A 22,330-nucleotide genomic window follows, 5' to 3' on the forward strand; every position below is an offset into this window, starting at 1 on the left:
ACGGGCGCGGTCGTGGGGTATACCGGACGCGAGGACCGGCAGACCCCACCGCCCCCGAAGGAGCCCGAGATGCCCGCGCCCACCGCCCCCTCCCCCGCAGACGGCGCGCTCGCCCTCGTCGGCGGCACGCCGATGGTCCGGGTGCGCCAGCTCGACACCGGGCCGTGCGAGCTCTACCTCAAGCTCGAGAGCGCCAACCCGGGCGGATCGATCAAGGACCGCATCGGCGTCTCGATGATCGCCGCCGCCGAGCGAGACGGGAAGCTTCACGCCGGGCAGCGGCACCTCGTGGAGGCGACGGCGGGCAACACGGGCCTCGGGCTCGCGCTCGTCGCCTCGCAGCGCGGGTACCGCCTCACCCTCGTCATCCCCGACAAGATGAGCCGGGAGAAGATCCTGCACCTCAAGGCGCTCGGCGCCGAGATCGTGATGACCCGCTCCGACGTCGAGAAGGGTCACCCGGAGTACTACCAGGACCTGGCCGAGCGGATCGCGCGGGAGGAGGGCGCGTTCTACGTGAACCAGTTCGGGAACCCGGCCAACCCGCTCGCGCACGAGACCACCACGGGCCCCGAGATCGCGGAGCAGCTCGGCGGCAAGCTCGACGCGATGGTCTGCGGCGTCGGCTCGGGCGGCACCCTCACCGGGCTCTCGCGCCACTTCGCGCGGGCGATGCCCGCCTGCGAGATGGTGCTCGCCGACCCGGAGGGCTCCGTCCTCGCGGGGTTCGTGGAGACCGGCACGGTGGGCAAGGCGGGGTCGTGGCTCGTCGAGGGCATCGGCGAGGACTTCGTGCCGCCCATCGCGGATCTCTCGCGCGTGCGCCGGGCGTACCGGATCCCGGATCGGGAGAGCCTCGAGACCGCCCGCGACCTGCTGCGGAAGGAGGGCCTCCTCGGCGGCTCCTCCACGGGCACCCTCGTCGCGGCCGCGCTCCGGTACTGCCGCGAGCAGGACCGCCCGCGGCGGGTCTGCACGCTCGTCTGCGACTCGGGGAACAAGTACCTGTCGAAGATGTTCGACGACCTCTGGATGCTCGACCAGGGGCTGTCCGCCCGGCCGCTCGTGGGGGACCTGACGGATCTCGTGACGCGCCGCTTCGCGGACCGCGCGGTGGTGACGGTCGGCCCCGGAGACCCGCTCCTCGTCGCGCTGAACCGCATGAAGGCGAACGACGTGTCGCAGCTCCCGGTCGTCGACGGCCGCCGCATCGTCGGGATCGTGGACGAGTCGGACCTGCTGTCCGCCGCCCTCGAGGACGAGCGGCGCCTCGCGCAGCCGGTGCGAGACGTCATGGCCACGCGGCTCGAGACGGTGTCGCCCTCGACGCCGCTCCGCGAGCTGCTCCCGATGTTCGCCGCGGGGCTCGTCCCCATCGTGATGGACGGCGACGCGTTCGTGGGGCTCGTGACCCGGATGGACGTGCTCGGGCACCTCCGTCGCGCCGTGAAGGGGTGAGGCGAGCCCTGTCACGCGCGACGGCGGCGCTCTCCGGGCGCGAGCGGCGGGCGCCCCATGGCCTCATGGCGCCACCCGCCCGCATGGAGCCTGCTGCGACGCACGCTGCCTGCCTGCGCCGGGCGGCCTCGTCGTTGCGCTCCTCGACGTGCCTTACAGGCCTGAGGATTCGTCACATCTTCGGCTGCTGACCGGGGGAGCGGCTTCGGTCGGCCGAGCGGCGCACCACGCGCTCCGGCTGGGCATCGACGGGTCGGCACGCGCACGCCGGGAACTCTCCGGGCGGAGCACTGCGGGCGGCAGAGCGGTGAGCGTCACCGGCGGGGGCGCAGGGGTTCGGAAGCCGGAAGTAAGCGAGCGGCGAGCCGTCGCTCCAGCCTGGCGACCATGCGAGACCGGCCCTCCGTTCTGCCTGGAAGTCCCGCCAGCTCCGTGGCGGCCGCAAATCACGGCGCCCACCTCCCCAGCTGCATGACCGGACGCAGAGGTGCCACGTCAGCGTGCGCGGGCGGCGTCGGCCCGTCGCCCGCGTCGCGGCGGAAGCGATCCATGTGCTCGCGCCCGAAGCTCCTCTCTGCGTGAAGCAGATTGTGGGCTCGGCAGGCGAGCCGCAGGTTGTCGACCGTCGATGGTCCCCCGAGGGAGGCGGGTTGAACGTGGTCGAGCTCGAGCTTCCAGCGGCTCTTGCAGCGGGAGCCGTCCGGGCCGACCCAGGCGCAGCGCCCGCCGTCGCGCTTCCACACGGCGCGGCGCACTATCGCCGGGATCGTGGTCCTCCCCTCCGAAGGCTTCGCCGCGGCCGCCGTCCCGGCCTGCTCATCCGTGGCCTGCTTCGCGCCCTTCGTCTCCCGCTCCGGCGCGACCGCGCCCTTGCGCTTGCCGTGCTTCTCGATGGCGCAGCGGATCGCCTCGCGGAGCACCGCCGCGAGGTCACCGTCCGGGACCTTGTGCGACAGGAGCGAGCGGAGCGTCTCGAGGTCCTCCTTGCAGGCACGGTCGAGGGTGACGCGGAGCGACCATTGGCTCTCCGAGACGGCGAGCGTCTCGGCCCTTCGCTTCGGCTGCGCGAGAGTGGGCGGGTGCGCCGGCAGCGCGCCGGCCGTGGGACCGGGGCCGAGGGTAGGCTCCGCAGGGCCGGGTGCGGTCGCCGCCTCGGCCCGCTCGGCCTGCGGGAGCTCTAGCGCTGCGCCCACCACGGCGGGCGCGCGTTCGGTGAGCTTGCGTAGGCCTGCGCGCGGAGCGGTGCGCGCCTGGATGGAGACGACGAGGTGCTCGACCTCGGCCCGGGTCCGGAAGGCGGCGCGAGCGAGGAGATCGCCCACGTTCTGCTCCGTGAGCACCTGGCCGAGGAGCGCCACGGTGGACAGGCAAAGACGCCCATCGCGCAGCGGAGCCTCGAGGATCGGGAAGCGGCGCAGCACCCGCATCGCCTGGATGCGCCGGCCGGCGGCGCCCTCCCGGAGGTGGAGCGCCTCCAAACAGTACGCCCAGAGGGACGCATGGCCGATCTCGACGAAGGCGCGGCGCCGATCGAATTCGTCGAGGTGCAGGAGGAAGTCGACCTGGACGTTCCGTTCCTCCCCGGCGAGCTCGCGCAGGCGCAGGGCGAGGACGTTCGACTCGAGAGAAGCGGGAGTGAGCGCAGACATGGGGATGCACCTCCAGTACACCCTTCGTAGCACGCGATTTTCGAAGCTCCGGAGACGCTCCAGGCTCGCGTCTGTGCGGCGTTCTCCGGCGCACCCTCGTCGTTGCCCCAAGGAGATCGGCGCGCGCTTCACGCGCGAGAAGCGTGCGCGAGAGCGGCCTTCCCGCGCCGCCCGTGTGCCTGAGCGCAATCGGGGCGAGAGGGCGTCAATGGGGAATGTTTCACCCACCGCAACTGGGACGCCTCACCTCGCCGCGAGAAGAGCCGCGACACCGGCCGGCACTGTCGCTGGCGATAGCTGTCACCGTGGGTGAATACGGTCGACCTTCCACGACGCTCCAGCCCGTGCTCCGGGGCGAGCTGCGGAGGCGTCTTCGAGAAGTCCGCGCGCACCCCGCGCGAAGTCACTCCGTCGCCCCCCCCGACACACGGCGAGACGCTCGCCTGCTCCACCGCCCTCCCGCGTTCGACGGGGTCCGAGCACGAGCGCGTGCGCGGACCCCGTCGATGCCCGAATCCGACATGCGCACTGAAGCCGTGGTCGAACCACCCGCCGCTCGTCCGGCGAGTACCTGCACTTGTGATGAATGATGAGGCCTTACAGGCACGCCTGCGGTGCTCACTCCTCGGGGCGCCCAGCTCGGCGACGGCATCGCGCGTCTCGCGACGGCTCCATGCAAGCGAGGGGCGCCATCAGCGCCTGCCGGCCTTGATGAACGTGCCCGCCTCGAGCTCCTCGAACGCGGTTCGCAGCTCCTCCTGCGTATTCATCACGATCGGCCCGTACCAGGCGACGGGCTCGCCGATCGGCTTCCCCGAGACGAGCAGGAACCGCACCGGCTGCGCCTCGGTCGTGACGGCCACCGCATCTCCGTCGCCGAAGAGCACGAGGTGCCCGTCGTCGATGAGGGCGTCGCGCTTCAAGTCGAAGTAGCCCGCCCCCTCGGCCTCGTAGGAGTAGGGATCCCGCTGCGGGCCGAACATGGCCTCGCCGCCGAAGACGTACGCGAAGACCGTGTGTCCACGCGGCGTCTCGCGGGAGAAGGTGACGCCCGGCGGCACGGTGACGTCGAGGTACTCGGGCTGCGTCACCACGTCGGTCACCGGCCCGGTGATCCGGTTCACGGCGCCGGCGATCACCTTGATCGTGGCGCCGCTCCCGTCCTTCACCTCGGGGATCTGCGCCGCCGAGATGCCCCGGTAGCGTGGGGCCATCATCTTGTCCGCGGCCGGCAGGTTCGCCCACAGCTGGAAGCCGTACATCGCGCCCGAAGGATCCCCCTTCGGCATCTCCTGGTGGATGATCCCGCTTCCGGCGGTCATCCACTGCACGTCCCCCGGGGAGATCACGCCGCGGTTGCCGAGGCTGTCGCCGTGCTCCACCTCGCCGCGCAGGACGTAGGTGATGGTCTCCATGCCCCGGTGCGGGTGCCAGGGAAAGCCTTTCCGGTAGTGCTCCGGCTCGTCCGAGCGGAAGTCGTCGAGCAGCAGGAAGGGGTCGTAGAGCTCCGGGGGACCGAAGCCGATGGCGCGGCGGAGGTGGACGCCGGCCCCCTCGACCGTGGCCCGGCTCTTCACGACCTTGCGGATGCGTCGCTCCTCGGCCACGGGCGGCCTCCCTCTCCGGCGCGCGTTCGACGCCCGCGCCCCAGCGCGTGAGATGTCTCCGCGGGCCGGGGCTGTCAACCGAGCCGCGAGGCTGGCCACGAGGAGGAAGCCCGGGCCCATCCCGTCGCTCGCACGGCCGTCACCGCAGAGTGGAGGTGACGCGCCCTTCGCCGTGACCGAGCCGGTGACAGCGTGACCGCTCCGGCCCCGCCGCGGCCGTCGTCCGTCGCCACGATCCCCGCGATTGGCGGGCGGGCGGAGCGCGGCGGGTGCGCGCTCGAGCTGGCACGGGGGTCGCAGTCTCGATCGCTCGAACCCGTTCTCAAGGAGAAGCCGCACATGCTCGCCCGCCTCATCCCTTTCGGCCTCGCAGCACTCATGACGGCGTCGGTCGCCGCCGCGTCGGACCTGCCGCCTCACGCGGGCTCGCACGACGACGTCACCTACGGCGACATCTCTCGCTCCTCCTTCGACGTCGCCCTCGCCCGGCCCGACGGCGCGACCGGGGTCGGCTCCCCGTACGACGACACGCGCTACGCGGCCCCGGAGGAGAGGACGTCCGCGGTCGCGGCACGCGAGCGGCGCCCCCACGACCGCGCCGCGTGCACGTGCTGCAAGGCGTGATCGCCTGACGCGGGCTTCGCTCGGGTGGAGCCCGCCATGGGATCCATCCGAGCGAAGCCGTGAGGCTGCGGCGGGGGTCACAGCCGAGCGCGCCGCAGGAGCTGGGCGTTCACGGCGACGACCACGGTGCTGACGGACATGAGCACCGCGCCGATGGCCGGCGGGAGGAGGATGCCCCACGGCGCGAGGACGCCCGCGGCGAGCGGGATCGCGACGACGTTGTAGCCGGCGGCCCACCAGAGGTTCTGGATCATCTTGCGGTACGTCGCCCGGCTGAGCGCGACGATCCGCGGCACGTCGCGCGGGTCGCTCCGGACGAGCACGACGTCGCCGGCCTCGACCGCCACGTCCGTCCCGGCCCCGACGGCGATGCCGACGTCCGCGGTCACCAGGGCCGGCGCGTCGTTGACCCCATCCCCGACCATCGCGACGCGCTTGCCGCTCCGCTGCAGCGCCTCGATGACCTCGGACTTGCGATCAGGGAGCACCTCCGCGTGGACGGCGTCGATCCCGAGCTCTCCGGCCACCGCGGTCGCCACCGCGCGCGAGTCGCCGGTGAGCATCGCGACCTCGAGCCCCATCTCGTGGAGGCGGCGGACCGCGGCCGGGGACTCGGGCCGCACCGCGTCCGCGACCGCGAACGCCGCGAACGCCCTCCCCTCCTCGACCAGGAACACCACGGACTGGCCGCGCTCCGCGGCCTCGCGCGAGAACGCGTCGAGCTCGGCGGGGGGCGCGACGCCGAGCCGCCGGAGCAGGTTCGGCCCGCCGACGTGCCGCTCGCGCCCGTCCACCCGCGCGCGCACGCCGTGGCCCGGGATGGCCGCGAACGCCTGCGCCTCGGGGACGGCGAGGCCGCGCTCGCGCGCCGTGCGCACCACGGCCTGCGCGACCGGGTGCTCCGAGTCGCGCTCCACGGCGGCGGCCACGCGCAGCGCCTCGTCCTCGCCCATCCCGGCGGTGGACCGCACGCCGACCACGCGGTGCTCGCCGAGGGTGAGCGTCCCCGTCTTGTCGAAGACGATCGTGGTGAGGCGCCTCGCCTCCTCCAGGCCCCGCCGATCGCGCACGAGCAGGCCCGAGCGCGCGCCGAGGGTGGTCGAGATGGCGATGACGAGCGGGATGGCGAGCCCGAGGGCGTGCGGGCAGGCGATGACGAGGACCGTCACCACCCGCTCGACCACGAACGCGCCGGGCGCGCCGGCGAGCCGCCACGCCAGCGTGGTGAGGAGCGCCGCCGCGATGGCGGCGATCGTGAGCAGGAAGGCGGCGCGGTCCGCCAGCGCCTGCGCGCGCGAGCGCGAGGTCTGCGCGTGCTCCACCAGCCGCATGATCCCGGCGAGCGCGGTCCGCTCCCCCGTGCCGGTCACCTGCGCGCGCAGGGATCCGGCGCCGTTCACCGTACCGGCGATGACGCCGTCGCCAGGCCGCTTCTTCACCGGGCGGGACTCGCCGGTGATCATCGACTCGTCGACGGCGCTCTCGCCGGACTGGACGCGCCCGTCGGCGGGCACGCGCGCGCCGGGCCGGACGAGCACGAGGTCGCCGTCACGCAGCGCGGCGAGAGGGACCACCTCCTCGCGCCCGTCCACGACGCGCACCGCCGCCGAGGGGAGGAGCTTCGCGAGCTCCTTCAGCGCGCCCTGGGCCTGGGTGATGGACCGCATCTCGATCCAGTGGCCGAGCAGCATCACCGTGACGAGGGTGGCGAGCTCCTCCCACAACGGCATCCCGGGGTAGCCGAGCGTCACCGCGGCGCTGAAGACGAACGCGACGCCGATCGCGAGCGCGATGAGCGTCATCATGCCCGGGAGGCGGTCCTTCACCTCGCGGACGGCGCCCTGGAGGAACGGCAGGCCTCCGTAGACGAACACGACCGCCCCGAGGAGCGGCGGGATCCACGTCGACCCGGGGAACGCGGGGGCGTGCCAGCCGGTCACCGAGGTGAGCATGTGGCCCCACAGGACGGTGGGGATCGTGAGGGCGAGCGCGATCCAGAAGCGGCTGCGGAACATCGCCACGCTGTGGCCGGCGTGGCGGTCGTGCCCGCCGTGCGCGTGCTCCGCCGCGGCACGCTCGGGCGCGACTGGCCCGTGGGTCGCGGGCGCGTGCGCGCCGTGCCCGTGGCCCGCGTGAGCGCGCTGCTCCTCGCGCGCCACCTTCAGTCCTCGTCGACGTCGGCGCGCGCCCAGGGCACCGAGCGAAGCCGCTCGAACGGGATGGGCGCGCCGCTCCGCTCGCTCACGCCGTACGTCCCCGCGTCGAGCTTCGCGAGGGCTCGCTCGACCTCGGCGAGGAGCGCGCGCTCGCGCTCGACGACCCTCTGCTGGTGCTCTCCCTCCGTCGAGCGCTGCGCCACCTCCTCGAGCTCGGTGCGCTCGTCGTCCGACGGCGCGGCGCCCGCGGGCGCCGCCAGCACGCGGGCGATCCTCTCGCGCTCGACCTCGAGCGCGCGGCGTAGGGTCTCGAGCTGCGCCTTCGTGAGCACGGACGTGGAGCTCACCACGGTCCCCTCCTCTCGCCTCCGCAGATCGCGCGGGCCGCTCACTCAGATGTTTGCGCGCCGCCGCGCTGTCAACGCGCCGCGCGGTCCGCCTCGGCCGGGACGCACGGCACGAGCGCTCGCCCGTCGGGCGGCCCCGGCCGTCCACACGACGCGCACCCAAAGGAAAGGCCCCCGGCGAACCGGGGGCCTCTCGGTGCTGCCACGCTGGACGTCCGCCGCGTTACGGCTCGACGGTCGCCACGTACTTCGGCGCGTTCTTCTGGATGCCGATGATGACCGCCGACTTCACCGGGTTGTGGTCGGCGTCGAGCCGGATGGTGCCGGTGACGCCCTGCAGCGACGTGGTCTTCTCGATGGCGTCGCGGATCGCGGTCGGCGTGAGGTCCGAGGCGCGCTTCATCGCGTCGATGGCGAGGAGCGCCGCGTCGTAGCCGAGCGCGCCGAACGCGTCGGGCTTCGCGTGGTACGCGGCCTCGTACTTCTTCGCGAACTCCTGGACCACCGGCGACGGGTTCTCGACCGAGTAGTGGTTCGTGAAGAAGCTGCCGTCGAGCGCGCCCTGCGCGATCTCGTAGAGCTTCGCCGAGTCCCAGCCGTCGCCGCCCGCGAGCGCGACCTTCACGCCGAGCTCGCGGCTCTGGCGACCGATGAGCGCCACGTCGGTGTAGTAGCCGGGCACGTACACGATCTCGGGCTTCGCGAACTTCACCTTGGTGAGCTGCGCCTTGAAGTCCTGGTCGCCGGCCTTGTAGCTCACGTCGAGCACGATCTCGCCGCCGAGCTCCTTGAAGGTCTTCGCGAAGTAGTCGGCGAGGCCCATCGAGTAGTCGTTGCCCACGTCGCGCATGATCGCGGCGCGCTTCACCTTCAGGGTCTCGCGCGCGTACTTCGCCATCACGGTGCCCTGGAACGGGTCGATGAAGCAGACGCGGAACATGTACGCGCGCGTCTTGTCGCCGTCCTTCGTGACCTTGGGGTTCGTGGACGCCGGCGAGATGGCCGGGATCTTGTTCGCCTCGGCGATGGGCGCGAGAGCGAGGGTGCTCGTCGAGCCGAGCTCGCCGATGAGCAGCGTCGCCTTCTTCTCGTTGATGGCGCGGGTGGAGGCGATGGCGGCCTCCTCGGGCTTGCCCTGCGTGTCGTAGACCTGGAGCGAGAGCTTGCGGCCCTTCACGCCGCCCGCGGCGTTCGCCTCCTCGACCGCGAGCTTCACGCCGTTGTTGGCGCCCTCGCCGAACGTGGCGATGTCGCCGGAGAGCGGCATGACGTTCCCGATGACGATCGGGGCCGCCTCCGCCTGCGCGGCCGGGGCCGCCGCCTGCTGCTGCTGCTTCCCCTCTTCCTTCTTCGAGCACGCCACGCCGGCGACGAGCGTCGCGAGCGCCACAGCGCCCAGCTTCCGCATTGGTGATTCCTCCTTGTGCCGCGTCGCGCATGCGCCAGCGGGCGCAGGGCGCGGCCCGCCACGTGCATATCACGCCGGCCGGGAAAAGGGACTCGAGCGGGCCCCGCGAGGCGTGACTCGTCGCGGCATCCTGCGCCGAGCCCGGGCGCTCACGACTTCTGCCAGACGCGGACCCAGTCGACGTCCATCCTCGTGGTGCTGGTCACGCGCGAGCCGTAGCCGCCCGCCGGCACGTACCCGGCCCAGCTCGCGTCCGCGACCTCGCAGGTGAGCTGCAGGTACTCGCTCCGGTGCGAGAGCGCCGCGGCGGTCGTCCAGGCCGGCAGCCCGTCGACGTAGAACGTGTAGCCCGTCTCCGTCCACATCACCCCGAAGACGTGCCATTCCCCCTGGATCGGCGCGTTGCCGGGGAGCGACACGACCTTCTGGACGTTCTGCCGCGAGGACGCGGTGCGATCCCAGTTGAGGTTCATCGCCGACATGTCCTTCAGCGCCGTCCAGCCGTGGTCGTCCGTCGCGCGGTGCTCGACGACGTCGATCTCCACGCCCGCCTTGCCCGGGTCGCCCATCGGATCGCCGTTCGTCGGCGAGTCGATCCAGAACGCGCACCACTCTCCCGGCGAGTCGTTGAAGCGGATGCGAGCCTCGAAGTACCCGTACGTCATCTCGACCGTGCCCTGCGTGGAGAGGAAGCCGGTGTGGTGCTTGCCGGACGCGTCGGTGTAGGTCGTGAGCGTGAGGAGGCCGTCGTGCACCTGGGCGGCGTCGGGCGTGGCGATGGCGTCGAGGCGCGGGGCGGAGAGCGCGCTCCAGGCCGACCCGAGCGCGCTGCCCTCGAACTCGTCCTGCCAGACGAGCTTGTAGCCGGGCGGCGGCAGCGCGTCGGGGTTCGTGTTCGCCGGGACCTCCGTCGGAGGCGCCGTCGGCTGCTGGCGCGGCGGCTCGGGCGGCGGCGTGAGCCCGCACGCCGCCCCGAGCATCGCCAGGGCCACCGGGATCGCACTCTCCAGCCTCGATCGCTTCACGATCTCCTCCCAGCGCGCGCTAGAACGCGAGGTTCACGCCCACCGCGAGCACGCCGTTGTGGGACCAGCTCGTCGGTCCCCAGTCGTAGTAGGTGACGTAGAAGGTGCCCGGCCTCCAGTCCCACCGGCCGAACCCGTACACGACGCGCCAGCGCGGGGTGCCCGTGGGCCCCTCGAACACGCGCGGCACCGTCCACCCGATGCCGCCCATGGCGAACCACTTCCCCGCCACCGTGAGCGTCGCGCGCGCGCTCACGTAGGGACCGCCGCCGAAGGGGACCGTTCCGCCCAGGAGCGGCGAGAGGCAGAACGCGCCGCCGCAGAGGTTCGGGCCGCGGTAGCCGAGGTTGAGCTCGGCCCCGTGCATGGCGAGCCCGTCCCCGGGCCGGACCGGCCCCCAGTTGTCGAGGTGCAGGAAGAACGTCCGGCCCCGCCAGTCGTCCCAGCCGATCCCCCACAGCATCCGCGCGTTGCCGCCGGGCGAGAACGGCGTGCCCTCGGCGCCGAAGCGCAGGAACGAGGCGCGCCAGGGCCAGAGCGTCGCGACCGCCCCGGCGCCGGCGCGATCGACGCCGCGATAGTCGGTGAACAGGGAGAGCGTGAGCGGGTGCGCGTACAGCCGGGCCCGGTGCGGCGCAGTCGAGCCCTGCGTCACGGGCGAGATGGGCAGCGCCTCGGCGCGAGCGGCCTCGGGCGTCCCCGGGTAGCAGGCCCCCGCGACGCCCGGGAACGCGGCCGGGACCATGACCCCGCCGCGCCGGGCCGCGCGGGCCTGCGGCCCCCTCGGCCCGGCAGGCCACGGACCGTGCAGCGGGCCGGCGCGCGCGAACAGGATCGCCTCGAGGACGACGCCGTTCGTGTTCGCGTTGAGCGACCTGTTCATCCCGCCGCGCTCGTAGATCCCCGCGTACCAGCCGCGGGCGGGGTCGCGCGCCTGCGCGACGGCCTGGCGGAGCACGCGGGAGTACGGGTCCTCCGGGAAGAGCGCCGCCAGCGCGAACGCCGCCTTGGTGGAGAGCGCGCGGAACCGCCCGGCGTCCCCGCCGTCGGGCGTGAGCGCCTGCCAGGGGCCGCCGTCCGCCCAGATCGCGCCGTACACGAACCACGGCGCCTCGTCGACGTGGTCCTCGCTCGCGGCCGTCGGCACGCCGGTCTGCTCCCAGCGCCGCCGCTGCACCTCGAAGATCCGCCGCAGGAGCTCGCCCCGCTCGCCCCCGCGCCCGAGCTCGAACGCGCCGAGCACCCACGGATCGGTCACGAGGGCGTTCACGGCCCCGAACCGCCGCCGGTCGCGCGTGTCGTGGCGGACCGGGACGCCCAGGATCGGGGTGTCCGCTGCGAAGCGGTCGTAGTCGCGCGCGCGGGACACCGCGAAGCCGAGCCGGGCGAAGCTCTCCGCGGCGTACTGCTCGTACCCGAGCCGCCCTTCCTGGACGACCTGCACCTTGCCGCCCCCGTCGACGATCGCGCCGTGCAGCTCGCCGTCGCCGAGGAGCCGGCAGTAGCGCCAGCGCGCGAGGACGCGCGCCACCCCTGCGCGGTGCTCCGGGGCGCGCTCGGCGAGAATCGTCAGGGCCGAGGCCAGGCGGGCGAGGTCGATCGCGGAGAAGCCGATGCCGGTCGCGGTCGGCTTGTTCGCGTAGTCCGCCATCCGGCCCGTCGCGGCGTCGTACGTCTTGTTCGGCAGCTCACCCTGGAAGAGCGGCTGCATGGCCAGGGTCCAGAGGAGCGTGTCGATGCGCGCGTCGAAGGTGGAACGGTCGACGAGGCCGAGGTCGCGCGCGGCGAGCGTCGCGAGCACCGTCGAGCCGAGATCCCACATCGTCGTGTTCGGGTAGCCCTCGACCGAGTTCACGAGCCCGGTCGCCGGGTGGTAGTTCCGCTCGAAGTACCGCCAGGCGATCTGCGCCGCCTCGAGCTCGGGATCGACGGGGCGTGCCGGCTCCGCGGGAGGTGGCGCCGCCGGCTCGGACGGCGGAGGGATCTCCGACGCCGGCTCCGCGGCGAGGGCCTCCGGCGCGACGGCGTTGGGCCGCTGCGTCCCCGCGCCCGGCTCGGCCGCCGCCGCGGGCGGCGCGGGCGCTTCCGCGCGGACGGCGCCGCGTGGCGCGATCGCGAGCGCGGCGGCGAGGACGGCGGCGAGGACGCGGTCGCTCACCGGCGGGCCTCCGGGGCCTCGGGCTCCTCGGGCCGGAGCCACGGACCGCGCGCGCGGTACGCGAGCGCCTCCAGCACGAGCGCGTTGGTGTTGAGCGACAGCGCCCGGTTCACCGCGCCGTCCTGGTCGTAGCGCCCGGCGTAGAGCCCGCGCGCGTCCACGAGCGCCCGCGCCGCCGCGGCGAGGCGATCCGGGTACTCGCCGTCGAACAGCACGCCCCAGCCCACGGCCGCCTTGGTGGAGAACCCGAGGTCCTGCGGGACGGGGGTGCCGTCGGGCGCGAAGGCGGTCCAGCGCTCGTCCCCGTTCAGCACCGCCGAGTAGGCGAACCACGGCGCGCGGTCGAGCGCGTCCTCGGAGATCGCGGTGAGCTTCCCCGTCGTCGCGAAGCGCCGCTCCTGGACGCGCACGAGCGCCCGCGCGATGGGAAGCGTCGTCGCGTCGAACCCGTGCTCGAGGGCGTCGAGGATCCAGGGCTCGGAGATGACGGCGGCGTGCGTGCCGCCGTACCGGCGCGGGTGGCGATCGTCGTGCGGGATCCGTTGCCCGAGGACCTCCGAGAACGCGAGGTGGGCGCGGTAGTCGATCGCGCGTGCGACCGGAACGCCCCAGGGCAGGAGCGCCTTGGCGGCGTACTGCTCGTAGCCGAAGCGGCCTTCCTGGTACCTCTCGACGGCGCCGTCCGTCCGCCGCTGCGCGCCGACCAGGGCACCCCCGTCGCTGAGCGCCCCGAGCCGCCAGCGCGAGACCGCGCGGCGCACGAGCGGCGTCAGCTCGGGGTGGCGCCAGGTCACGATCCACAGCGGGACGAGGACGCGGGCCACGTCGAGAGCAGACCAGCCGATCCCGTTCGGCGCCGGCCGGTTGTCGTACCCCACCATCTCGAGCGTGCGCGTGTCGTACGCCTTGTTGGGCAGCTTGCGATCGAACAGCGGGATCGCGCGGAGCGACTTCAGCGCCCGGCGCAGACGGAGCGCCGCCGCGTCCGTCGAGATGACGCCGAGGTCCTCCGCGGCGAGGATCGCCATGAGCTGCGAGCCGGTGTCCCACATGGTGGTGGACGGGTAGCCCTCGACCGAGCCGGCGAGGCCGGTCGCCGCGTCGGTGTTGCGCTCGAAGTAGCTCCAGGCCGCGCGCGCCATCCGCCGCTCGTCCGCGTCGAGCGGCGCGGGCCGGCGGAGCGCGAGCGCCTCGTCCGAGGCCAGCGCGGCGAGCCCCGGGGCCGGCCCGGACTCGGCGCGCGCGAGCTTCCCGGCGTAGTGCACCGTGAAGATCGCGGCGGCGAGCCCGACGAGGAACGCGAGGTGTGAGCGCGCGGTGAGGAGTCCACCCCAGAAGCTCAAGCGACGACCTCCTTCTGCCGCCTCGGCACGAGCGCCGCCATGACGAACGGCGCGAGGCAGGCGGCGTTGTGCAGGCTCCAGAACAGGTTCGCGGCGTACGCGGTCGCCTCGCCGGGCGCGGCCAGCGGTCGCGTGAGGAGCACGCCCCGGTAGACGAGCCCGGCCGCAATCGCGCCGAGGAGCACGAGGTGCGGCACGACGAGCCCGAGCGGGCGCCGCGCCGACGCGATCTTGGGCGTGACGGGGAACCGCAGCGGGCGCCGGGCGACGACGTGGACGAGCGCGCGGAGGTTCAGCCAGAACGAGGCGAGGTGGTACTGCTCGCCGCGCCAGGTCGGCACGCCCCAGGTCCCGACCATCACGGCGAGCCGGCTCGTGAGGAGGAACGGCACGATGCGGACGGCGAACTCGCCGTCGTACGCCCGCACGGGCGTCACCCCCGCGAAGAAGAACGCGAGCGGCGCGAGCATGAGCGGGAGGACCCACAGCGGCGCGAGGTACGCGTACATCGTCGCGCCGTACATCACCTTCTGCCAGGCGGTGAGGCGGCGCAGGCGCAGCGGGTTGTCGTGGAGCGCGATGTCGAGCGTCCCGCTCGCGTACTTGAAGCGCTGGATGCTCCAGGCGAGCAGGTCCTGCGGCGAGAGCATGCGGGTGAGGACCCGCGGGTGGTAAACGGAGCGCCAGGGTCGCGGCGCCGCGTGGAGCCTGATGCTCGTGTAGATGTCCTCGGAGACGTGGAACTCGTACGGCGTGAGCTCGATGCGGCGCGCCGCCTGCGACGCGAGCGCGGTGGCGAGCGTCGCGCGGCGGGCGCGGTCCGGCACCCGCTCCGTGATCGGGCGAACGGCCGCCTCGACCGCGGCGCCGAACTCCGTCAGGGCGCCCTCCATCACCGCCTCGCGGCGGTGCACGCTGCCCGCGCCGCAGCAGAAGGCCGCGTTGCACCAGTTCCGGCAGCGCTGGACCACGTGGTAGAAGGCGCGCGGATCCGACCCGAGCCGGTCCGCGCCGACGGCGATCGGCCCGAACGCCGCCTCGATCGCGCGACCGACGGCGCGGCCGGCGCGCCCGAGCCGCGCGCGGCGCGCGAGCCAGTCCGGGAGGCGCACGCCCGGGTCGAGGTCGTAGAAGGACTGCGGCGTCTGCACCCAGGCCACGCTCGGATCCCGGAAGTACCCGAGCGTCTCCTCGAGCAGGGCGGGGAGGGGCCGCGTGTCCGCGTCGCAGATGACGACGAGGTCGCCGTCGCTGTGCTCCAGCCCGTTGCGGAGGTTGCCCGCCTTGTACCCCTCGTTCGTCGCGCGGCTGAGGTAGCCGACCCCCTCCTCCCCGGCCATCCGGCGCATCTCGGGCCGGCGCCCGTCGTCGAGCACGTACACGCGCACCGTGAGCGGGAACGGGTAGGTGAGCTGCTTCGCGTCGCGCACGGACAGGCGCACGAGCCCGACCGGCTCGTCGTAGGTCGTGAGCATCACGTCGACCTTGATGGGCCGGTCGTGAGGGAGCGGCTCGTCGCGGAGCTCGTTCACCGTGCGCGGCGCCGGCTGCGCGGGGGGATCCTCGGCGCGCCAGATCGACAGGAAGAAGAGGACCGCCCCGAGGTACGCGAGGGTCTCCGCCGCCGCGATGACGACGGCGAACCCGAGCGCGTCCGGGTTGAGCGACGCGGTCCAGCGCCAGGCGAGATACCAGCCCCCCAGCACCGTGGCGAGGACCGCCAGCACCTGGAAGGCGAAGTTCCGCACCGCGTCGCCGCGCGCCCGCACGCCGGGCGCGGCGGTCTCGGGCTCGATCCGCGGAACGTACGAGGCGTCCAAGGCGATCACTCCCCGACGGCGGCGGCCAGATCGTCGAACTGCGGGAAGAGCTCGTCGAGCCGCGTCCGCTCGAGCAGCGCGCGGACGGACGGCGAGGCGTGGACGAGGCGCAGCTCGGCGCCGGCGTCCATCGCCTTGAGGAGCGAGATGAGCGCCGCGATCGCCGAGCCGTCCATGGCCGCCACGTGCTCGAGCGAAACCACGACGCGCCGCCGCCCTCGCACCTGGTCGGCGACCCGCGCGCGCAGCTCCAGCGCGCACTCGGCGTCGAGCCGCGGCGCGAGCGGCGTGACGACGAGCGATCCGTTCCTGTGAGCGAAGCGGAGATGGAGCATGCGTGAGGATCCGGGCGGCCCCCCGCCGCACCGCATCCGCTCTGCAAACTGGAACGTCGCCCGGACGACGCAAGGGTTGACCGTTTCATCCGACCCTCGCCGGGAAGGCGCGCCGGGAGGCCCGGGCGCTGCGCACGTGGGAGCGTGGGCTCGCCGGCTCGCGCCTTCAGCGCAGCGTGCGAAACGGCCCTGTCGTCAGGGTCTTCGCCAGGGGTGGGCGTCAGCGAACGCTGACGAGGCTCGCGACGCGAAAAGGTCCTGCAGCGGACGCTCGCCCGCGGCGCGCGCGCCCCGTCGGGCGCGACCTCGCACGGGGTTCGGCCACCCGACTTCCCGGAGAGCGCTCGGTCCGCGTCGCGCGTGCTCGAGGCCTCGCTCGCTCGCGCCTGCAGCCAGCCGCCGCGCAGGCGGAGCCCCGCCAGCCCTCAGCCGTGGCCGAAAGAGGCGCCGATCACCGGGAGTCGCCGCCGGAGTCCCGGTCCGAATCCCGCCAGACGCGCCGCAGCCGGAGGAGGGAGAGCGCGACCGCCCCGAACGCTGCCACGATCGCCGCCGCGGCGGTGATCCACGGCGCGCCGAGTGACGGGAACGACGACGCGAGGACCCGCGGGACGAGCCCGACCGCGATCACCGCGAGGAGCCCCAGCCCGCCCACCTGGAGGAGCCCCAGGACGGTGAAGGCCCTTCGCCGCTCGGCCTCCTCCGCTCGCGGATCTCGCTTTTCGTCGGGTTCGCGCATGGTGGGTCCTTCCGGGCCTGCGGGACGCAGCTCGGCGTCATCGCCGCGCGGCGACGGCGGCGCGCTAGGGAGCGGCCCCGCGCGTCATGCCGGCCAGCGGGACCCGCCGGCGGTACCCCTCGAGCGCGGCGCGCGCGGCGTTCGCGTTCGCCGGATTGCCCGAGGCCTCCAGGATCGCGACCGCCCTCTGCTCCTGCTCGATCGCGCCGTCGAAGTCGCCGGTCGCCGCGTAGGCGACCGCGAGCGTCTCGAGCGAGCCCGGATCGCGGTCACCCGCCTCCTCCACCGCCGCGCGCGCGAGGCGCACCGCCTCGGGCGGATCGCGCAGGCTCGCGTCGGTCGCCAGCAGGAGGGCGAGGTGCTGCTTCGGCGCGGCGAGGTCCGGGGCGAGCTCCACGGCGCGGCGGAGCTGCTCCACGGCGTCCCCGGTGCGGCCCAGCATCGCCAGCGAGACCGCGAAGCGATCGCGCAGCGTCGCGTCCAGGGGCGACACCTGAAGCGCGTCCTCGTAGTGCTCCGCCGCCTCGCCCGTCAGCCCCTCCGCCTGCAGGATGTCGGCGAGCATCCTGTGGGCGGGTGCGAGGGCGGGGTCCTCGGCGAGCGCCTCGCGCAGCGCCGCGGTCGCGTCCGCCGTGCGCCCGCGCAGCGCGAGGACGCGGCCGAGATCGACGCTCGCCTCGACGAGCAGCGGGGACGCCTGGAGCGCGGCCCGGTAGAGGGCGATGGCGTTCTCGTAGTCCCCCCGCAGGTCGAGCCCCAGCGCGTGCCCGAAGATCGCCTCTCCGACGATCTGGTGGACCACGCCGAAGTCCGGCGCGTCGGTGAGCGCCCGCCAGAGCAACCCCTGCGCGCCGGTCGTCCCGCGCGCGTCGCCGACGAGCCCGTCGAGGAGATCGCCGACCGCCCGCGAGCTCGCCTCGAGCGCCGCGGCGTCCCCACCGACCAGCGCGACGTCCCGGAGGCCTCTCCGGCGAAGCTGCGAGATCTCGGCGAGGTTCCCGGTGACCCGCTCGGCGTCCGCGCCGGCGAGCGCTCCGGGCGGGTAGAACTCGAGGATCGGGCGCTCGCGAGAGTTCGTGGTGCTCCCGCCGGACACCCAGGCGCGCAGCGCCGCCGTGTCCGCGACGAGCAGGCTCGCCACGTCGGTGGCGCGGCGCCAGCCGTAGCGGCGGAGGTCGTCGGTCTCCGGCGCGTCGAGGACGCGCTGGACGTGGGCCATGTCGAGGGTCAGCGCCTGCTTCGAGCCGACGAGGAAGCTCGAGTGATGGCCCAGCCACATGTACGCGTGGGGGAACACGCCCGTGAAGGTGCGGACGATGATCTGCAGGTCCTCCGGCTCGACGTCGAGCGGCACCCACTGGATCATCGTCCCGTCCGCGGCGAGGTGGTCGAGCGCGCTCCGGTAGTAGTCGCTCGAGTAGAAGAGCCCGTTCCCCGCGTGCCCCGAGCGCGACTTGCCGTCCGAGATGATGGCGTCGTAGCGGGCGCGGCTGCGCTCGAGGTAGTTGACCCCGTCGTCGTTCACGACGCGGATGGCGGGGTGCTCCAGGGCGCCGCCGTTCCAGGGCGCGAACTCGCGCGCCGCCTCGATGACCGAGGGGGAGAGCTCGACGCACTCGACGCTCGCGACGCCCGGATGGCGCGCGACCTCGCCGACCAGGATCCCCGTCCCGAGCCCGATCGACAGCACGTGCTCCGGGGTCCTCCGCGAGAGCATGAAGGGCAAATGGGCGAGGACCTGCTGCTTCATGTCCACGCCAGCGCTGCTCTGGCCGATCGTGACCCCGTCCACGGCCATGACGAGCTGCCGCCCGTCCCGCGCGCGCCGGAACACCTTCACCGTCGAGACCGGCCCCTCCTGATAGAAGAGCACCGGATCCAGGGCCTCGCCGCCGCTGGCGGGCAGCGGCTGGGGCCGCCACGCCCACAGGAGGACGACGCTGCTGCACAGGCACACCGCGACGGGCGCCGCCCGGAGCAGCCTCGCTCGCCAGGGGCTCCGCTTCAGCTCCTCGGAGAGCCCCCAGCCCGCGCCGAAGAGGTTGAACGTGGCGACGAGCGCGATGCCCTTCTGCATCCCGAGCAGCGGCAGCACCACGAACCCGCCGAGCGCCGCTCCGGCGACGTTCCCCAGGGTGTTCGCGCCGTAGAGCTGGCCGAGGCGCCGGCCCAGCGTGTCCACCGAGCGCGCCCAGATCACCGCCGCGATGGGCAGCGTCGAGCCGATGAGCGTCGTCGGCACGATCATGATGAGGAAGCTGAGGGCGAACCTGCCCCACAGGGCGGTGGTCCAGCCCGGCTCGGCGGCCTCGAACCAGCGCTTCCCGTACTCGAGCACCCAGCGGGTCAGGGGGATCGTGGCGAGCGTAGACGCCGCGATGGCGACCTGGATCCAGCCGAGCGTGCGGCGCGGCTGGCGCAGGCGATCGACGAACGCCCGCGCGACGAGGCTGCCGAGCGAGATGCCGACGAGGAACGTCGAGAGCATCGTCACGAAGGCGTACGTCGAGGTGCCGACGAGGACGGCGAGCATCCGCGTCCAGAGCACCTCGAGGCACAGCGAGGCGACGCCCGAGAGCATCATGACGACGAGCAGCCGCCGGTCGGTGCTGCCGGGCGCCGCGTCGGAGACCCCCGGCGCGGACCGCGGCTCGGACGTGCGGGAGGGCTCGGCGCCCGGCGCCCTGCGACGAAGGGCGGCGACGCCGAGCGCCGCGACGCCCACGGCGCAGTTCACCGCCACCGCGATCCACAGCGTCCCGTGGACGCCCAGCGCGCGGATGAGCACGAAGCCCGCGGCGACGCTGCCCAGCACCGCGCCGGCGGTGTTGAGCCCGTACAGGAGGCTCAGCCCGCGCCCGAGGTTCCCGATGCGCTGCACGAGCGCGCGGGTGATCGCGGGCAGGGTCGCCCCCATGAGCAGCGTGGGCGGGAGCACCACCACGGACGCGAGCACGATCCGGAACAGGAGCAGGGCCGGCGAGCCCGGCGGGAGCTGGGCGGCGGCCCACGTGTGCACGGGGTGGAGCAGGCGGATCGCCACGGTGCCGGCGATCGCCGTGGCGGCGATCCCGAGCTCGAGCCACCCGTAGACGCGGAGCGGGTCGCGACTCCGATCCGCGACCGGGCCGAGCGCCCATCCCCCGAGCGCGAGGCCGCCGAGGTACGTGGCGAGGACGGCCGTGATCGCATGGATGCTGACGCCGAAGACGTCGTTCAGCATGCGCGACCAGACGACCTGGTAGACGAGCCCGGCCGCACCGGAGACGAGGAAGATCGCGGAGACGACTGCGAGATCGCGTCGGCGTTGCATGGAGCGCGGACTGTACCCGTTCGGCGCGGCCGACCCAAGCCGCGCCGTGCCGCCGCCCGGCGGCTCCCCGCGACTGCGGAGAGGCGGGCGAGCGCCCGCGCGCCCTACCCCGCCCGCACGGCCAGCCGCTCCCGCGCGGCCCTCCCCGCGCGAGCGGAGCGCGCCGCCTCAGCGACCGCGGCGGACGACGAGGGCGACGAGGAACATCCCGGCCGCGATCGAGATGATCACGGGGCCGGTCGCCCGGTGGAGGCGCGAGGCCAAGAGCTCGCCGGCGAGCGTGGAGGTGACCGCGACGCCGACCGAGATCGCGAACATCTGGTCGAGGGTGCGCGCGAGGTGCTTCGCCGTCGCGGCGGGGATGATGACGAGCGAGCCCATGAGCAGGACGCCGAGGTAGCGAAGCCCGAGGGCCACGGTGAGCGCGAACGCGAGGAGGAAGAGGAGCTCGAGGCGCGCGACGCGGATCCCGGAGGTCCGCGCGATGTCGGCCGAGACCAGCGTGATGACGAGCCGGTTCCGCTGCGTGAGGACGAACGCGACCACCGCGGCGGCGCCTGCGAGCCCGAGCGCCAGCTCCCACCCGCCGAGGGTCCCCGGCGCGCCGAGGAGCGCGTCAACCAGCTCGTCTCCGGTGGCGAGCATGCTCCCGAGCGCGAGCGCGAGCGAGAAGACCACGCCGATGACCGTCTCGGTCGAGCTGCGGGTCTGTCGCTCCAGCCCCCAGACCAGGAGCGTGCCGGCGAACAGGGCCGCGAGCCCGCCCAGCACCGGATGGAAGTGGAACACCAGGGCGAGCCCGATGCCGGGCAGCGCGACGTGGGACATCGCGTCCGACGCGAGCGCCATCCGGCGCATCAGCGCGAAGCAGCCGACGAGGCCGGCGGCCACCGCCATCCCGATCGAGAGCGTGAGCCCGGTCCACTGCATCAGTGGTGATGGTACTTGAGCGGCGTGCCGTACACCTGCTCGATCCGCTCGGGCGTCAGGATCTCCTCCGGGGCCCCGAAGCACGGCGCCTCGCGCGAGAGGCACAGCACGTTCGTGGCGTACCGGTAGACCACGCTCAGCTCGTGCGAGATGAGGAGCAGCGTGAGCCGCTCGGTCTCCTGGACCCGGTGGATCATCTCGTACAGCCGCTCCTCGCCGGGCTCGTCCACGCCCGCCGTGGGCTCGTCGAAGAGGAGGACCGTGGGCTCGCCCAGGAGCGCGGACGCGAGGAGCAGGCGCTGGAACTGGCCACCGGAGAACGCCCCGATGGCCAGGTCCGCGGCGCTCGGCGGCAGGTTCACGAGCTCGAGGGCCCGCGCGAGGTCGGCGCCGGGGGCACCCGACACGTGGGCCTTGGCGCGGAGGAAGTCGCGCCCGGTGACGGGGAGGTCGCGCTCGATGTCGAGCTTCTGCGGCACGTACCCGATGCGCGTCCCGGGCGCCCAGCGGACCACGCCGCCGTGCGGCAGCGCCCCGATGAGCGCCCGGAAGAGGACCGTCTTCCCAGCGCCGTTCGGCCCGATCACGGCGAGGGCGCTGCCGCTGCGGACGCTGAAGCTGAGCTCGCGCAGCACCTCGGTCCCGCCGAGCCGCACCGAGAGCCCCTCGACCTCGAGCGCGTTCTCCATGCCTCAGCCCCTCTCCTCGGGCCGCCCATCACGAGCGGCCGACGCCCGGCCGACGGCGGCCCTCGCGACGGCGAGCCCCGCGAACGCGCACAGTGTGCCCCACGCTGCGCCGGCGAGCACGTCCGTCGGCCAGTGCACCCCCACGTACACGCGGCTCAGCGCGACCGCCGCGGCGATCGCCAGCGCCGCGACCCCGGCGCGCCGGTCCGCCGCCCACGCGACGACGCCCATGGCGAAGAAGTTCGCCGCGTGGAGGCTCGGCAGCGACCCGACGTCGCTCGCCGGCGCGAGCCACCGCACCGCTTCACCCAGCGCGAAGCACGGACGCATCCTGGCGAACAGCGGCCGGAGGACCCGCGCCCCGAGGAAGTCGCTCGTCGCGAGGGCCGTCGCGAAGGCGACCAGCAGCGCGCGCCGCCTCGTCCCGCTGGCGACGAGGATCGCGACGACGATCGCCGCCCCGACGACGGCTCCGAACCACCGGCTGGAGAGCGCCACCGCGAGCGCGTCGAGCACGCGCCCGCCGTCGAGGTTCAGGGCCCGGAAGATCTCCTCCTCGAGTCGCGTGTGGTGGTCGGACGTCATGCGTTCCTTCATTTCACGAGACGCGCCTCCTGCCTACGCCTTGGGAGGCAGGGGGCGGCGGGAACGCGACCCGGAGGCGGACGGAGACGTCGACCGTTCCCTCGCGGTGCCCCCAGTGCCGAACCGCGGCCCGGGTGCGCACGC

The 22,330-nt window shown here is 73.8% G+C and carries 17 protein-coding genes; 2 read left to right on the forward strand and 15 right to left on the reverse strand.

Annotation, left to right across the window (positions count from 1 at the left end):
* The first annotated feature begins 69 nt into the window (after positions 1–69).
* Positions 70–1,458, forward strand: a complete 1,389-nt coding sequence (locus MNZ39_RS06215) for a cystathionine beta-synthase (RefSeq protein WP_242336127.1) — start codon at positions 70–72, stop codon at positions 1,456–1,458.
* Between the two features lie 446 nt (positions 1,459–1,904).
* Here MNZ39_RS06215 and MNZ39_RS06220 read toward each other — a convergent pair whose 3' ends face one another.
* Positions 1,905–3,107: an HNH endonuclease gene (locus MNZ39_RS06220; protein WP_242336130.1), complete on the reverse strand. Its 1,203-nt coding sequence runs from the start codon at positions 3,105–3,107 to the stop codon at positions 1,905–1,907.
* A gap of 692 nt (positions 3,108–3,799) precedes the next feature.
* Positions 3,800–4,714 carry a pirin family protein gene (locus MNZ39_RS06225; RefSeq protein ID WP_242336133.1) on the reverse strand — a complete coding sequence of 305 codons (915 nt, stop codon included), beginning with the start codon at positions 4,712–4,714 and terminating at the stop codon, positions 3,800–3,802.
* Positions 4,715–5,053: 339 nt separating this feature from the next.
* Here MNZ39_RS06225 and MNZ39_RS06230 point away from each other — a divergent pair, with 339 nt between their 5' ends.
* Complete coding sequence (locus tag MNZ39_RS06230; protein ID WP_242336136.1) at positions 5,054–5,338, forward strand: hypothetical protein; 285 nt, start codon at positions 5,054–5,056, stop codon at positions 5,336–5,338.
* A 77-nt stretch (positions 5,339–5,415) separates the two neighbouring features.
* Here MNZ39_RS06230 and MNZ39_RS06235 read toward each other — a convergent pair whose 3' ends face one another.
* The 13 genes from MNZ39_RS06235 to MNZ39_RS06295 all read right to left on the reverse strand — a co-directional run bounded on the left by MNZ39_RS06235 (position 5,416) and on the right by MNZ39_RS06295 (position 22,186).
* The gene (locus MNZ39_RS06235; RefSeq protein ID WP_242336139.1) at positions 5,416–7,497 is read right to left on the reverse strand and encodes a heavy metal translocating P-type ATPase; all 2,082 of its coding nucleotides are present in this window, start codon (positions 7,495–7,497) and stop codon (positions 5,416–5,418) included.
* A gap of 2 nt (positions 7,498–7,499) precedes the next feature.
* The gene (locus tag MNZ39_RS06240) at positions 7,500–7,841 is read right to left on the reverse strand and encodes a TraR/DksA family transcriptional regulator (protein WP_242336142.1); all 342 of its coding nucleotides are present in this window, start codon (positions 7,839–7,841) and stop codon (positions 7,500–7,502) included.
* A 223-nt stretch (positions 7,842–8,064) separates the two neighbouring features.
* Positions 8,065–9,249 (reverse strand): ABC transporter substrate-binding protein, encoded by a 1,185-nt coding sequence (locus MNZ39_RS06245; protein ID WP_242336145.1) that lies wholly within the window; start codon positions 9,247–9,249, stop codon positions 8,065–8,067.
* A 149-nt stretch (positions 9,250–9,398) separates the two neighbouring features.
* Positions 9,399–10,274, reverse strand: a complete 876-nt coding sequence (locus MNZ39_RS06250) for a glycoside hydrolase family 16 protein (RefSeq protein WP_242336149.1) — start codon at positions 10,272–10,274, stop codon at positions 9,399–9,401.
* 19 nt (positions 10,275–10,293) lie between these two features.
* Positions 10,294–12,432 (reverse strand): DUF3131 domain-containing protein, encoded by a 2,139-nt coding sequence (locus MNZ39_RS06255; RefSeq protein WP_242336152.1) that lies wholly within the window; start codon positions 12,430–12,432, stop codon positions 10,294–10,296.
* Positions 12,429–13,775 carry a DUF3131 domain-containing protein gene (locus MNZ39_RS06260; RefSeq protein ID WP_242336155.1) on the reverse strand — a complete coding sequence of 449 codons (1,347 nt, stop codon included), beginning with the start codon at positions 13,773–13,775 and terminating at the stop codon, positions 12,429–12,431. The genes MNZ39_RS06255 and MNZ39_RS06260 overlap by 4 nt, the downstream gene beginning before the upstream one ends.
* Positions 13,772–15,595, reverse strand: a complete 1,824-nt coding sequence (locus MNZ39_RS06265; protein WP_242336159.1) for a glycosyltransferase — start codon at positions 15,593–15,595, stop codon at positions 13,772–13,774. Before MNZ39_RS06265 ends, MNZ39_RS06260 begins: the two co-directional genes overlap by 4 nt.
* Before the next feature lie 5 nt (positions 15,596–15,600).
* Complete coding sequence (locus tag MNZ39_RS06270; RefSeq protein WP_242336162.1) at positions 15,601–15,930, reverse strand: STAS domain-containing protein; 330 nt, start codon at positions 15,928–15,930, stop codon at positions 15,601–15,603.
* Positions 15,931–16,381: 451 nt separating this feature from the next.
* The gene (locus MNZ39_RS06275; RefSeq protein ID WP_242336165.1) at positions 16,382–16,669 is read right to left on the reverse strand and encodes a hypothetical protein; all 288 of its coding nucleotides are present in this window, start codon (positions 16,667–16,669) and stop codon (positions 16,382–16,384) included.
* A gap of 64 nt (positions 16,670–16,733) precedes the next feature.
* Positions 16,734–19,982 carry a fused MFS/spermidine synthase gene (locus MNZ39_RS06280; RefSeq protein WP_242336168.1) on the reverse strand — a complete coding sequence of 1,083 codons (3,249 nt, stop codon included), beginning with the start codon at positions 19,980–19,982 and terminating at the stop codon, positions 16,734–16,736.
* Between the two features lie 168 nt (positions 19,983–20,150).
* Positions 20,151–20,912 (reverse strand): metal ABC transporter permease, encoded by a 762-nt coding sequence (locus tag MNZ39_RS06285; protein ID WP_242336171.1) that lies wholly within the window; start codon positions 20,910–20,912, stop codon positions 20,151–20,153.
* Complete coding sequence (locus MNZ39_RS06290) at positions 20,912–21,601, reverse strand: metal ABC transporter ATP-binding protein (protein WP_242336174.1); 690 nt, start codon at positions 21,599–21,601, stop codon at positions 20,912–20,914. Before MNZ39_RS06290 ends, MNZ39_RS06285 begins: the two co-directional genes overlap by 1 nt.
* Before the next feature lie 3 nt (positions 21,602–21,604).
* Positions 21,605–22,186 (reverse strand): phosphatase PAP2 family protein, encoded by a 582-nt coding sequence (locus MNZ39_RS06295; protein ID WP_242336177.1) that lies wholly within the window; start codon positions 22,184–22,186, stop codon positions 21,605–21,607.
* Positions 22,187–22,330: the final 144 nt, after the last annotated feature.

The sequence above is a fragment of the Anaeromyxobacter sp. SG66 genome (assembly GCF_022690805.1).
In the GTDB taxonomy this organism is placed as follows: domain Bacteria; phylum Myxococcota; class Myxococcia; order Myxococcales; family Anaeromyxobacteraceae; genus Anaeromyxobacter; species Anaeromyxobacter soli.

Coding starts and splice junctions, on each gene's coding strand:
- MNZ39_RS06215 (WP_242336127.1), top strand. CDS start 70: ATGCCCGCGCCCACCGCCCCCTCCCCCGCAGACGGCGCGCTCGCCCTC.
- MNZ39_RS06220 (WP_242336130.1), bottom strand. CDS start 3,107: ATGTCTGCGCTCACTCCCGCTTCTCTCGAGTCGAACGTCCTCGCCCTG.
- MNZ39_RS06230 (WP_242336136.1), top strand. CDS start 5,054: ATGCTCGCCCGCCTCATCCCTTTCGGCCTCGCAGCACTCATGACGGCG.
- MNZ39_RS06245 (WP_242336145.1), bottom strand. CDS start 9,249: ATGCGGAAGCTGGGCGCTGTGGCGCTCGCGACGCTCGTCGCCGGCGTG.
- MNZ39_RS06270 (WP_242336162.1), bottom strand. CDS start 15,930: ATGCTCCATCTCCGCTTCGCTCACAGGAACGGATCGCTCGTCGTCACG.
- MNZ39_RS06275 (WP_242336165.1), bottom strand. CDS start 16,669: ATGCGCGAACCCGACGAAAAGCGAGATCCGCGAGCGGAGGAGGCCGAG.
- MNZ39_RS06280 (WP_242336168.1), bottom strand. CDS start 19,982: ATGCAACGCCGACGCGATCTCGCAGTCGTCTCCGCGATCTTCCTCGTC.
- MNZ39_RS06285 (WP_242336171.1), bottom strand. CDS start 20,912: ATGCAGTGGACCGGGCTCACGCTCTCGATCGGGATGGCGGTGGCCGCC.
- MNZ39_RS06290 (WP_242336174.1), bottom strand. CDS start 21,601: ATGGAGAACGCGCTCGAGGTCGAGGGGCTCTCGGTGCGGCTCGGCGGG.
- MNZ39_RS06295 (WP_242336177.1), bottom strand. CDS start 22,186: ATGACGTCCGACCACCACACGCGACTCGAGGAGGAGATCTTCCGGGCC.